This window comes from Halomonas sp. MES3-P3E, from assembly GCF_002836035.1.
GTDB classification, from domain to species: domain Bacteria; phylum Pseudomonadota; class Gammaproteobacteria; order Pseudomonadales; family Halomonadaceae; genus Vreelandella; species Vreelandella arctica.
In genome coordinates, this window is sequence record NZ_PJBT01000182.1 from 1 (window position 1) to 11,883 (window position 11,883).

Sequence of the window (11,883 nt, forward strand, 5' to 3'; positions counted from 1 at the left end):
GTTGTTGAAAAAAGCCAAAACATCGATTATTGAGCAATGCAAACTCTTCTTTACAACCACCTGTTATCATTTTGTGTGTAGTCTCGACCGCAAACAAAAAAGGGACCTGCGATTTCTCGCAGGTCCCTTTTTTGCAATTTGGCGCGCCCGGCAGGATTTGAACCTGCGACCCTCGGCTTCGGAGGCCGATACTCTATCCAACTGAGCTACGGGCGCTTGTGGGTGCGTATCGTAACCGTGCGGGGCGGCTGTGTCCAGCCGCGAAGCGGTTTTGCGGGCTTGTTCAATTGACCCTTTTCCCTTCTCTAGTGCATGCTTTGGAAGCACTTCTGCACCTTAGAAAAATCGGGAACACAATAATATGAAAACTTTTGCACGTAGCACGCTGGCACTGGGCATCTCACTGGCGCTGGTCAGCGCCGCGAACGCCGCTGATTTTGCTGATATGGACCCCGTTACCCTGCGCTTGGCCCACGTGGTCAATGAGCAGGATGGTTTCCATATCGCCGCCACCAAGTTTGAAGAGCTGGTGGAAGAGCGCACCGACGGCAAGGTCGATATCGAGATTTTCCCCAACGCCACCCTGGGTGACGAGCGCACGCTGCTGGAAGGCATGCAGATCGGCACCGTGGATATGGGCGTGATTACCAACGGGCCGGTGGCCAACTTTGTGGAAGAGATGGCGGTGTTTGAACTGCCGTTCCTGTTCCCCTCCCCGGAAGCCGCTTACGAAGTGCTTGATGGCGAGATCGGCCAGGAGCTGCTCGACAAGCTTTCAGAAGTGAACCTGAAAGGCATGGCTTACGCCGAGCGTGGTTTCCGTAACCTGACCAACAGCGAGCGGGCGATCAATACGCCGGAAGACCTGGATGGCCTGCGCATTCGCGTGATGGAAAACCCGGTTTATACCGACACCTTCCGCGAGCTGGGCGCCAACGCCATCCCCATGGCGTGGACAGAAGCGCTTACCGCCATGCAACAGGGCACCATCGACGGCCAGGAGAACCCAGTGAACGTGATTCACTCGTTCAACCTGGATGAAACCCAGAACTACATGACCCTTTCGCGCCACACCTACGCCCCGGCGATTTTTGTGATGGGCATGCCTGTCTGGAATCAGCTGCCAGAACAGGCCCAAGAGGTACTGCTAACGGCCGCCCAGGAAGCCGCAGAGCATGAGCGTCAGGTGAACGCAGAAATGGAAAGCGAGCAGCTGCAAGCGCTGCGCGATGCAGGCATGGAGATCAACGATAATCCGGATATGGAAGCCTTCCAATCCGCCGTGGCGCCGGTGTATGAGAAGTACGGCGAACAGTTCGGTGACTACCTGCCGCGCATTCAGGAGGCGCTCAAGTAAGTGACCACCACGACTCAACCGCTGTTAAAGCTGCTGCGTCGAATCGAGCGCGGGCTGGATGCCATCATCCAGCCCGTGGTCTTTGCGGGCATGGCAGCGCTGATTGGGGTGATTACCCTGCAGATCGTCTCGCGGGTGCTGTTCACCGCCGTCGGCTGGACGGAAGAGGTCGCCCGCTTTCTGCTGGTGTGGATCACCTTTCTGGCCGGCACCCTGGCATTTCAGCGTGGGCGACACATTGCCGTGACCTTTGTAGTGGACGCCCTGCCCGGCCGCCTGCGCCAAATCGCGAGCATTGCTGCCCTGCTGATTGTTTTGGCGTTCATGATCACGCTGATCGTGATCGGCTACCGCTACATGCAGGTGCAGAGCTTCCAGAAATCCGCCTCGCTGCGTCTATCCATGACCTATGTCTACGCAGTGATGCCGATCTGCGCGGCGATCATGGCCTGGTATGCGCTGGTCGATATCATTGAACTGCTGCTAGGCGACGAGACGACCCACGCTCAGGAGGAGCCGCTATGACGCTGCTGCTCTTTGGGCTGTTCTTCCTGTTTATGCTGCTAGGGGTGCCAATTGCCTTTGCGATTGGCGCCAGCACGCTCTACGCCCTGTATCAATCCGGCGTGCCGCTAATGGTGGTCACCCAGCAGATGTTCCAGGGCATCAACTCCTTCGCTTTGGTGGCGATCCCGATGTTTATCCTCGCCGGGGATCTAATGGCCCAGGGCAAGGTGAGCGAAAAGCTGGTCAGCTTTGCCGATTCGTTAGTTGGCTTTATGCGCGGCGGGCTGTCGGTGGTCTCGGTGATGGCGGGCATGTTCTTTGCGGCCATCTCCGGCTCCGGTGCCGCAACCACGGCGGCGGTGGGTTCCAGCCTAGTGCCGGAGCTCAAGCGCAAAGGCTACGACCCCGCCTCAGCGGCCAGTTTGATCGCCGCCAGCGGCACCATCGGGGTGGTGATCCCGCCCTCGGTGCCGATGATCATCTACGCGGTCATCGCCCAGCAGTCCGTCTCCAAGCTGTTTCTGAACGGCTTTTTGCCGGGGCTGGCGATGGGGCTGGGGTTGATGGCTATTGCGATAGCCCAGGCCTACAAGCGCCAATACCCCAAGGGTACACCGCTCTCGCTAACCACCATCTGGCATACCTTTAAAGATGCCAGCTGGGGGTTGATGACCCCGGTGATTATCCTCGGCGGTATCTTCTCGGGGATCTTCACGCCTTCAGAAGCGGCGGTCGTGGCGGTGAACTACGCCATGTTGGTGTCGCTGTTCGTGTACCGTGACCTAACCCTCCCGCAGGTTTATAAGCTGCTGATCCGTTCGGCGATGACTACCGCAGTGATTATGCTGGTGATTGCCATGTCGGCAGTGCTGAGCTGGACGCTCTCAAGCTGGCAGGTGCCGGGGGCGATTGCCCAAGCCGTGCTGTCGCTCTCCACCAATCCTTACGTGATCATGCTGCTGATCGTCGGAATTATTCTGCTGACTGGGGTATTCATCGAAACCGCCAGTGCGCTGATTATCCTCACCCCGGTGCTGTTACCGCTGGTGCTGCAGCTGGGCATTGATCCGATCCACTTTGGCTTGATTATCGTAGTGGGGCTCTCCATCGGGATGATTACCCCGCCGGTGGCGATCAATCTGTACGTGGCATCTTCGATTACCCAGCTGCCGCTGGAACGCATTACCCGCGCCATCATTCCTTACCTGCTGGGGTTGATCGGGGTGTTGCTGCTAGTCGTCTACGTGCCGATTTTATTAGGCTGGTCAGGTGGTTAGCCACGCGCTTTCTGAGGGCGGTAAACGCAACGGGGCTTGCCACTTGGCAAGCCCCGTTTTTTACTGATGGCTAAGCAACCGTTAGAACGCTTCCCACTCATCCTCTGCCTGATGGCTAGATGACGGCTGTGACGAAGGTTTTGCAGCAAGCGCTGGGCGTTTCAGCCCGTTGGCATTGCCCCGCTGGGAGGCAGATGGCGAGGCCAGCGCTTGGTGCCGCGGCGTGGGCTCATCGTCACCTAGCACAAAGGAGTTGATTAGCTGGTTCAGGTGCTCCGCATGACGACGCATGTTAGCGGCGGCGGTAGTCGACTCTTGCACCATGGCCGCGTTTTGCTGAGTCATGGTGTCCATCTCTGCCACGGCGGTGTTGATCTGTCCGATGCCGCTGCTCTGCTCTTTAGCACCGGCAGTGATTTCGCCAATCACATCGGTGACTTTCGCTACACTGGAAACGATTTCGCGCATGGTATCGCCAGCATTGCGTACCAACTTCGCGCCGGAATTCGTGTGCTGCACAGAGGCATCGATAAGCGTCCGGATCTCTTTGGAAGCATCGCTTGAGCGGCTGGCCAAAATGCGCACTTCTTGAGCAACGACGGCAAAGCCGCGGCCATGCTCCCCTGCCCGCGCAGCCTCTACCGACGCATTAAGCGCCAGAATATTGGTCTGAAAGGCAATCGCGTCGATCATGCTAATGATGTCGCTAATGCGCGATGCGGAGTCGTTGATATCCTGCATCGTCGTTTCGACCTGCCCCATCGCGGCCTCGCCTTCGCGGGCGACTTCAGCGGTGGAGAGCACTAGCGTATTGGCCTGCTGGGCATTGTCAGCGCTGTGATTGACGTTGGAGGTAATCTCTTCCATGGAGGCGGAAGTTTGTTGCAGATTAGCCGCCGCCTGCTCGGTGCGTGTGGCGAGTTCTTCAGAGCTTTGCGAGATTTCACCCGCTGCCTGATGCACGCTAAGCGTGCTGCTGCGCACGTCACGTAGCGTCTCCTGCATGCGTGCCACGAAGGCGTTGAACTGAATGCCCAACTCGCCAATTTCATCACTGCTCTCGACCGTTAACCGGCGGGTTAGGTCACCGCGCCCTTGGGCGATATCGTGCATAGCCGCAGAGGTGCGCTTGATAGGCCCTACGGTGCGACGCACCAAGCCGTACGTCAGCAGAGCAATGACAACAAATAGACCCAGTCCCAACAGGGAAGAGAATATAATACTTTGGCGCAAATCGGCGGCAGCCGCGGCTTCAAGCTCGGCAACGGCGTCGTCGACATCGGTCATATAAACACCAGCGCCGACTATCCAGCCCCACTTCTCTAGTTGATCAATGTAAGAGTGCTTAGGCTCTGGTTCGTTGGTGCCAGGATACTCCCACGGGTATTCGTAAAAACCGCCGCCCCCTTGGCCCACCGAGATAAAATCACGCACGATATAAGTACCGTCAGGCGCCTGTAAGTCGTTTAGATTGGTGCCTTCACGCGCAGGCGAGAGGGGTAACACCACATTGGTGCCGTCAAACTCATAAACGAAGATGTAGTTTTCACCTTCAAAACGCATCGCGCGCAATATTTCTGCAGCGCGTGCTTTGGCTTCACGGTCGTTCGCGTCAGCTTCGGCATAAATAGGGGCAATCGCGGTGGTCGCCATTTGTACGATGTCACGTACCGACGCTCGACGCTCTTCAATCAACAGCTCTCTCTGTTCGGCTAGCGTGTCATTGGTATCTTGGGTAGTGCTAAAGGCGTTAAACCCCACCAGCGCCACGGTCACGACCAAAAGAGGGAGCAACACCAGTATCAACACCTTGGTTTGCAAGCCAAGACCTGACTTAGGGGGAGCCGTATTAGAAGGGATAGGCAAAGTGGGCATTGTGTGTCTTCCAGGTTCGATCTTTAGAAAGGGTTTTAGTAAAGAGATGGAGTATATATCGACTTACTATGTGTCAACTTTAACCACTTTTTTGGTTTTTTTACTTTATAGGCAACTATTTAGCTAAAAAAATTGCGTACCATAACCTAGATTAAGGTAAAAGCACCCTGATCCATTCATGGTGGGGGAGTGGTGGCCAGGGATGGCCCGTTTTAGCAAGAAGCTAACACATGTTCTTCGGTTGCCTTGACCTTTTCTACCGCCTGGTCAGGGCGACCTTTTTATTGCTAATGTCTTTTTCCCTCTTTTAATAACCTCGTTATCTAATCTCGATCTGACATCTCCTGACGTCCTTGTTATTTGCGCTTGTTACTTGCTTTTGTTACTTACTTGCGCCAGCAGCGTATCATGGCGCTAGCGTACAAGGAGAACGGCAAGCCATGGTTCAAAATTCCTCGTTTATTAGTGCTGCCCTGCTCCTGATCCCTAAGTTGGTACTCTTTGCTTGGCGTGTATTACGCAATTTTCTCAAAAACCACGGCATTCTACTGGCGGGCGGCGTGGGCTATAACATTTTGCTCTCTATCGTGCCGCTATTTGCGCTGCTCGTGGTGCTATTAACCCAAGTGGTCGATCAGCAGCATCTGCTCAACGTGCTGGCTATTCAGGCCCGCCACATGGCGCCCGCCCACGCTGAAGTACTGCTGGATGCCGTACGCAGCCTGCTTGAAACCCGTGATGTGATCGGCATTTTGAGCTTTCCTATTCTGCTACTGTTCAGCTCATTTGCCTTTCGCATGCTTGAAGATGCCCTAGCGATTATTTTCCATGCGCCGGATAGCCCGCATATCAAGCGCAGCGTGTGGGTGTCGGTGATGCTGCCTTACGCTTTTATGGTGGTTCTCGGGGCCGCACTAATGGTGTTAACCCTGGTCGTCACCCTCGCCAGTTCGCTAAACACACTGGTCATGCTGCTTTTCGACCGCGAGTTGCCCTTAGCGGGGTTGTCAGAACCGGTGCTTAACCTAGCCAGTTTCATCGGCGTTTTCTTACTCTTCAGCGCCATCTACAAAGTGCTTCCGGTGGTCAAGATCGCTTTACACCGAGCGATAGTGGGTGGCTTCGTCGCGGCCTTAATGTGGGAGGGAGTGCGGCTAATATTGGTTTACTATTTCGTCAATCTGTCTTTCGTCAACGCTGTTTACGGCTCGCTGGCCACCCTGGTAATCGTGCTGATCAGCTTGGAAGTGGGCGCAATCATTTTACTGCTTGGCGCCCAGGTGATTGCCGAACTGGAGCGCAACACCCGCCTTGGTCTGCCATGGCACATCGACCCAAGCCGTCAGCCGGTTACCCGGGTTGATTGAGCAACTCTGGCGCGGCTGAGCTAGTCTTTAAAACGCTTACTGCAAAACGATGCTTAAAAATACAATGCTACAAGGGGTGAGAACGATGACGTTGTTCGATCTAACCGGCCGCACGGCGCTGATTACCGGTTCATCCGGCGGGCTGGGGCTTGCGATGGCTCGCGGGCTGGCGCAGTCAGGCGCTCAAATTATTATTCATGGGCGCAATCAGGACAAACTTGAAGCCGCACGCAAGACGCTCTCTGAGGAAGGCCATAAAGTGCTCACAACATCGTTTGATGTTGCTGACGAGGACGCCATTGAGCAGGCCCTTGAAGCACTGAAAAATGATGGAATCAGTATCGATATACTGGTCAATAACGCAGGTATGCAGCTCCGCCGCCCGCTGCTTGAGGTCGAACACGACCAATGGGATAAGGTCATCAACACGAACCTAACCAGTACGTTTCTACTGGGCCGTAATGTTGCTCGGCAAATGATTGAGCGCGGCAAGGGCGGCAAAATCATTAATATTGGCTCATTGATGAGTTCTGTTGCGCGGTCAACGGTGGGTGCTTATACGGCGTCTAAAGGCGGCGTTCGCCTGTTGACCCAATCCATGGCAGCGGAGTGGGCTGAACATGGCATTCAGACTAACGCTATCGGCCCAGGTTACATGATCACCGAAATGACCCAACCGCTGGTCGATGACCCAACATTCAATGATTGGCTCATTAACCGCACTCCTTCCAAACGCTGGGGCGTCCCTGAGGATCTTGTGGGAACGGTGGTTTTCCTCGCCTCTCCGGCGTCGAGCTACGTCAACGGTCAGATCATTTACGTCGACGGTGGGTTGCTGGCGGTTATTTAATCGCTTTCATACCAGCAGCTGCCAGTCGGACGTCCACAAAGACCGCCTTACATTTGGCGGTCTTTTGCATAGAACGTCGTTAAATAACATTCACCCAGCGGAAGCCGCAGCCCCTTCACTGCTCTGCGGGCGCCGCTCATCCAGCATTCCTTTGTCGAGAATAAAGCGGATGATCTCTTCAAGCCCTACTCCGTCATAAAGGTTGGTAAATACGAAGGGGCGTTCGCCACGCATTTTCTTCGAATCGCGTTCCATCACTTCTAATGAAGCGTGAACATACTCGGCGATATCGATTTTATTAATGATCAGCAGGTCAGACTTGGTGATACCCGGCCCACCTTTGCGGGGAATCTTGTCGCCTGCGGAAACGTCGATGACGTAAAGCGTCAGGTCGGAAAGCTCGGGGCTGAAGGTGGCCGAGAGGTTGTCACCGCCCGACTCGACCATGACCAGTTCCAGCTTTGGGTGGCGCGTCTGTAGCTCATCGATGGCGGCCAGGTTCATTGAGGCGTCTTCGCGAATCGCGGTATGTGGGCAACCGCCGGTCTCTACGCCCAAAATACGATCCGCCGGGAGGGCGTCGTGCTTGAGCAAAAAGTCGGCGTCTTCACGGGTATAGATATCGTTAGTGACCACGGCGATATCGTAGTAATCCCGCAGCGCTAAACAGAGCTGCTTGAGCAGCGCGGTTTTGCCGGAGCCTACCGGGCCGCCCACACCAACGCGTAAACAGTGAGTCATCGTTCTCTCCTCGTTAACTTCTAAGCTTTTCAATTTATGAGCTTTTTAACTTCTAAACAGGCGCGAATATTGCGTTTCGTGCAAGGCGCTGGCCAGTGCTAGGCCGGGCAGCACCGGGCCTAGCTCGTCATCTTCCAGCATTAACGCCTGATTGACGGCATCCACTAGCGCTGGGCGCAGTTGCTCAATCACGCGCTGAGCAGCTGTATGGCCCAGCGGAAGCGCTTTACAGGCCACCGCCAGTTGGTTCTCTAGCCACGCCCAGGCAAATCCCAGCAGGGTTTGGCGCACGGACACGCCACGCAAGTGAGCCGTGTAGGCAAACAGCGTCACATAGCCTGCCTGATGCGGGAGCAAAGGCGTTAGTAAGTCCTCACTTGGCAGCTGTTGGTCTCTTGGCAATAAATCCAAGCTACCCAATAGGCGCTTAAGCGAGGCGCCTAGGCGGCTGTCTTCAGCGGCCAGCTCGGCGGTTTCCCGAGTGGCGGCCAGCCACTCATCCCACGCCGCTATGGTTGCGCGACCCGCTTCGCTATCAGCTTGGCCAAACGCCTGATGCAATCGCGCCAGCACGGGAAGCTCGCAGCGGGTTAAACCATCGTCCAGCACGCCGCTTAACCATTCAGCAAGACTCGCTTCATCACGTACCCAGTCCAGCTCAAAGGCGCTCTCTAGCCCTTGTGAAAAGGCAAAGGCGCCAATCGGAAGCGCGGGGCTCACCAACTGCATCAGCCCCAGCAGCGCCAGTTCGTCGCTTTGGCTTTCTAGTGCGGTAAGCTCAGTGTGCATGGTGGTGCTCATGCGGATGGTCATGATCGTGGGAATGGTCATGGTCGTGTGAATGCCCGTGCGAATGGCCATGACCGTGGGAATGCGAATGCCCGCCGCCCACTTGGTTATAAGCGCCTGGCTCCGGGTCGAAGGTGGCGTTGTGGTGCTCTAGTTCGGCACCCAGTAGCTCGGCGAGTTCTTCCAGCACGTGATCCGGCGGGAAGCGCACCCAGCCGCCCTTTTCATCTTCACCCAACGCCAGCTGTACATGGCGATTGCCCAAGTGGTAAGCGAGCCGCGCCAGCGGTAAGCCAGTACTCACTCGCGCGGTAACCACCGGCTCCACTGCCGCGCGGATACGCACGACTTCGCCGCTTTCGGCTTTCAGGCCTTCGCCGCTGCGCAATACCGGACCGCGATCCAGAAACAACCCCAGCTCACGGCCGCTATCGCTTTGCGCTTTCAAGCGCCCGCGAATGCGTAGCTCGAAGGGCAGCGTTAGCGTGTCGCTGGCTGCGCTCTCCTCCACTGGCCCTAAACGTTCTATCAGTTTTAGCATGACTAGCGTCCTTTCTCGCTCGGTGCGGCCGTGCCGGGGGTAGGCCGTAGAGAGGGTCTTTTGCCATGGCCGGAAAATGTTCCATACATTTCCGGCATTTCCTCCATCCATGGAGGGCAGATGGCAAAAGTAGCGTACACGGACGTATTCACAGCGCCCTCTCGTAGGCCTACCCCCGGCGCCCCGGATAATGGCTCAATCAAAACAAGTGATACCGCTGAGCCAGTGGCAGTTCGGTGGCGGGCTCGCAGGTTAAAATTTCACCGTCGCAGCGCACTTCGTAGGTTTGCGGGTCGACGGTCAAATCGGGGCAAGCATCATTGAGCTTCATATCCTTTTTGCGCACTTGGCGCACGTTTTTACACGCTGCTAGCTCGCTATTAAGTCCCAGGGTCTCTTTAATGCCTGCATCCAGCGCGGCCTGGCTGACAAAGCTGAGCCGGGTTTGGCTCGCTGCGCGGCCAAAGGCACCAAACATATAGCGGTAGTGAACCGGCTGCGGGGTGGGAATCGAAGCATTGGGGTCGCCCATGGGCGCCGCTGCAATCATGCCGCCCTTGATCATCATCGCCGGTTTCACGCCAAAGAAGGCCGGTTTCCACAGCACCAGATCCGCCAGTTTACCGACTTCGATGGAGCCCACTTCATGGGCGATGCCGTGGGTGATCGCCGGGTTAATGGTGTACTTGGCGATATAGCGCTTGGCGCGCAGATTGTCAGCGCCCATAGCTTCGTCTTCCGGCAGCAGGCCGCGCTGCACCTTCATTTTATGCGCTGTTTGCCAGGTACGGCAGACCACTTCACCGACCCGCCCCATGGCCTGGGAATCCGAGGCGATCATCGAAATCACGCCCAGGTCGTGGAGGATATCCTCGGCGGCGATGGTTTCGCGGCGAATGCGTGAGTCGGCGAAGGCCACATCTTCGGGGATATTGGGGTCAAGGTGGTGACACACCATCAACATATCGAGGTGTTCGTCGATGGTATTGACCGTGTAGGGCCGCGTTGGGTTAGTCGACGATGGCAGTACGTAGGGTTTGGAACAGGCGGTGAGAATATCCGGTGCGTGACCGCCGCCCGCGCCTTCGGTGTGATAGGTGTGAATGCAGCGCTCTTTGAACGCGGCCAGGGTATCTTCCACAAAGCCTGATTCGTTCAGGGTATCGGTGTGGATCGCCACCTGCACATCGTAGGCATCCGCCACGTTCAGGCAGTTATTGATCGAGGCGGGTGTGGTGCCCCAGTCTTCGTGCAGCTTGAGGCCCATGGCGCCCGCTTCTAGCTGCGCTTCCAGTGCTTCCGGCAGGCTGGCATTACCTTTGCCTAGCAGGCCAATATTCATCGGCAGGTCGTCCACCGCCTGGAGCATTTTGCCAATGTGCCAAGCGCCTGGCGTGCAGGTGGTGGCGTTGGAACCTGTCGCCGGGCCGGTGCCACCGCCGAGCATGGTGGTCACACCGCTCATCAGCGCTTCTTCGACCTGCTGGGGGCAGATAAAGTGGATGTGAGAGTCGATGCCGCCTGCAGTCAAGATCTTGCCTTCGCCGGAAATGATTTCGGTACCGGGGCCAATCACGATCTCCACATCGGGCTGTACGTCGGGGTTACCCGCCTTGCCAATCGCGGCGATGCGACCTTTCTGAATACCCACGTCGGCTTTGACGATGCCCCACCAGTCCAGAATCAGCGCATTGGTGATTACCGTATCCATCACCGTGTCGTCAGCGCGCTGGCTTTGGCCCATGCCGTCGCGGATGACCTTGCCGCCACCGAACTTCACTTCATCACCATAATGGGTGGCGTCTTTCTCGACTTCGATCCACAGCTCGGTATCGCCCAGACGAACGCGATCGCCCACCGTGGGGCCGTACATATCGGCGTAGGCTTGCCGGCTGATCTTGTTGGTCGGCTTCATTGTTTATCCCCCTCTAGCGCGCCCATCACATCACCCCGGAAGCCGTAAATTTCGCGCTTACCCACAAAGGGAATCAGCGTGACTTCCCGGGTTTGGCCGGGCTCAAAGCGAATCGCTGTGCCGGCGGCCACATCCAGGCGAAAGCCTCGGGATTTGTCGCGATCGAACACCAGCGCTGGGTTGGCTTCGGCGAAGTGGTAGTGGGAGCCGATCTGAATCGGGCGGTCGCCTGTATTGGCCACTTCGACACTAATTCGCTCACGCCCCACACACAGCTCAATATCACCCTCTTTTAATTGGTACTGTCCTGGAACCATTGGGCCGGGAATCATGATGCTCTCCTGGTTGCTGACAACTAGTTGATAGGTGTGTGGACAGTGACCAGCTTGGTGCCGTCGGGGAAAGTGGCTTCCACTTGCACTTCATCGACCATCTCGGCGACGCCGTCCATCACATCCTCACGGCTAAGAATCTCGCGACCGTAGCTCATCAAATCAGCCACACTGCGGCCATCCCGGGCGCCTTCCATAATCTCGAAGCTAATCAGCGCCACCGCTTCAGGGTAATTGAGCTTTAAACCACGTGCTTTGCGGCGCTCGGCCAGTTGGGCGGCAGAGAAGAGCAGCAGCTTGTCTTTGTCTCTTGGGGTTAATTCCATGGGGCG

The 11,883-nt window shown here is 56.6% G+C and carries 12 protein-coding genes and 1 tRNA gene; 5 read left to right on the plus strand and 8 right to left on the minus strand.

All coding sequences use genetic code 11. The annotated features are described in order from the left end of the window. Nucleotides 1-139: 139 nt before the first annotated feature. A tRNA-Arg gene (locus CXF87_RS12575) sits at nt 140-216 on the minus strand. Nucleotides 217-361: 145 nt separating this feature from the next. Between CXF87_RS12575 and CXF87_RS12580 the strand changes: the two genes are divergently transcribed. Genes CXF87_RS12580 through CXF87_RS12590 form a run of 3 tightly spaced genes read left to right on the plus strand, consistent with a single transcriptional unit; the run spans nt 362 to nt 3,141 of the window. After that, nucleotides 362-1,357: a TRAP transporter substrate-binding protein gene (locus CXF87_RS12580; protein ID WP_101146805.1), complete on the plus strand. Its 996-nt coding sequence runs from the start codon at nt 362-364 to the stop codon at nt 1,355-1,357. After that, the gene (locus CXF87_RS12585) at nt 1,358-1,882 is read left to right on the plus strand and encodes a TRAP transporter small permease (protein ID WP_101146806.1); all 525 of its coding nucleotides are present in this window, start codon (nt 1,358-1,360) and stop codon (nt 1,880-1,882) included. Beyond that, a complete protein-coding gene (locus CXF87_RS12590; protein ID WP_101146807.1) occupies nt 1,879-3,141 on the plus strand; it encodes a TRAP transporter large permease in 1,263 nt (420 codons plus the stop codon). Before CXF87_RS12585 ends, CXF87_RS12590 begins: the two co-directional genes overlap by 4 nt. Before the next feature lie 81 nt (nt 3,142-3,222). On the opposite strand, the gene CXF87_RS12595 is transcribed toward CXF87_RS12590, so the two are convergent. Next, on the minus strand, nt 3,223-5,016 hold the full coding sequence (locus CXF87_RS12595) for a methyl-accepting chemotaxis protein (protein WP_101146808.1): 1,794 nt from the start codon (nt 5,014-5,016) through the stop codon (nt 3,223-3,225). Nucleotides 5,017-5,456: 440 nt separating this feature from the next. Here CXF87_RS12595 and CXF87_RS12600 point away from each other — a divergent pair, with 440 nt between their 5' ends. Beyond that, nucleotides 5,457-6,383: a YihY/virulence factor BrkB family protein gene (locus tag CXF87_RS12600; protein ID WP_101146809.1), complete on the plus strand. Its 927-nt coding sequence runs from the start codon at nt 5,457-5,459 to the stop codon at nt 6,381-6,383. An 85-nt stretch (nt 6,384-6,468) separates the two neighbouring features. Further along, a complete protein-coding gene (locus CXF87_RS12605) occupies nt 6,469-7,233 on the plus strand; it encodes an SDR family oxidoreductase (RefSeq protein ID WP_101146810.1) in 765 nt (254 codons plus the stop codon). Between the two features lie 90 nt (nt 7,234-7,323). On the opposite strand, the gene ureG is transcribed toward CXF87_RS12605, so the two are convergent. The 6 genes from ureG to CXF87_RS12635 form a co-directional block, all read right to left on the minus strand. After that, nucleotides 7,324-7,974 carry an urease accessory protein UreG gene (ureG, locus tag CXF87_RS12610; RefSeq protein WP_101146811.1) on the minus strand — a complete coding sequence of 217 codons (651 nt, stop codon included), beginning with the start codon at nt 7,972-7,974 and terminating at the stop codon, nt 7,324-7,326. Nucleotides 7,975-8,019: 45 nt separating this feature from the next. Next, complete coding sequence (locus CXF87_RS12615) at nt 8,020-8,763, minus strand: urease accessory protein UreF (RefSeq protein WP_101146812.1); 744 nt, start codon at nt 8,761-8,763, stop codon at nt 8,020-8,022. Continuing rightward, nucleotides 8,753-9,304, minus strand: coding sequence for an urease accessory protein UreE (gene ureE, locus CXF87_RS12620; protein ID WP_101146813.1), 552 nt, complete (start codon nt 9,302-9,304; stop codon nt 8,753-8,755). Before ureE ends, CXF87_RS12615 begins: the two co-directional genes overlap by 11 nt. Nucleotides 9,305-9,503: 199 nt before the next feature. Further along, complete coding sequence (ureC, locus tag CXF87_RS12625) at nt 9,504-11,219, minus strand: urease subunit alpha (RefSeq protein ID WP_101146814.1); 1,716 nt, start codon at nt 11,217-11,219, stop codon at nt 9,504-9,506. Continuing rightward, the gene (locus tag CXF87_RS12630) at nt 11,216-11,536 is read right to left on the minus strand and encodes an urease subunit beta (protein ID WP_101146931.1); all 321 of its coding nucleotides are present in this window, start codon (nt 11,534-11,536) and stop codon (nt 11,216-11,218) included. Before CXF87_RS12630 ends, ureC begins: the two co-directional genes overlap by 4 nt. A 38-nt stretch (nt 11,537-11,574) precedes the next feature. Next, on the minus strand, nt 11,575-11,877 hold the full coding sequence (locus CXF87_RS12635; RefSeq protein ID WP_008956141.1) for an urease subunit gamma: 303 nt from the start codon (nt 11,875-11,877) through the stop codon (nt 11,575-11,577). Between the last annotated feature and the right edge of the window lie 6 nt (nt 11,878-11,883).

Bases quoted from the DNA above. Each gene is read 5' to 3' on its own strand.
- CXF87_RS12580 (WP_101146805.1), top strand. From the start codon at position 362: ATGAAAACTTTTGCACGTAGCACGCTGGCACTGGGCATCTCACTGGCG.
- CXF87_RS12590 (WP_101146807.1), top strand. From the start codon at position 1,879: ATGACGCTGCTGCTCTTTGGGCTGTTCTTCCTGTTTATGCTGCTAGGG.
- CXF87_RS12595 (WP_101146808.1), bottom strand. From the start codon at position 5,016: ATGCCCACTTTGCCTATCCCTTCTAATACGGCTCCCCCTAAGTCAGGT.
- CXF87_RS12600 (WP_101146809.1), top strand. From the start codon at position 5,457: ATGGTTCAAAATTCCTCGTTTATTAGTGCTGCCCTGCTCCTGATCCCT.
- CXF87_RS12605 (WP_101146810.1), top strand. From the start codon at position 6,469: ATGACGTTGTTCGATCTAACCGGCCGCACGGCGCTGATTACCGGTTCA.
- ureG (WP_101146811.1), bottom strand. From the start codon at position 7,974: ATGACTCACTGTTTACGCGTTGGTGTGGGCGGCCCGGTAGGCTCCGGC.
- CXF87_RS12615 (WP_101146812.1), bottom strand. From the start codon at position 8,763: ATGCACACTGAGCTTACCGCACTAGAAAGCCAAAGCGACGAACTGGCG.
- ureE (WP_101146813.1), bottom strand. From the start codon at position 9,304: ATGCTAAAACTGATAGAACGTTTAGGGCCAGTGGAGGAGAGCGCAGCC.
- ureC (WP_101146814.1), bottom strand. From the start codon at position 11,219: ATGAAGCCGACCAACAAGATCAGCCGGCAAGCCTACGCCGATATGTAC.
- CXF87_RS12630 (WP_101146931.1), bottom strand. From the start codon at position 11,536: ATGGTTCCAGGACAGTACCAATTAAAAGAGGGTGATATTGAGCTGTGT.
- CXF87_RS12635 (WP_008956141.1), bottom strand. From the start codon at position 11,877: ATGGAATTAACCCCAAGAGACAAAGACAAGCTGCTGCTCTTCTCTGCC.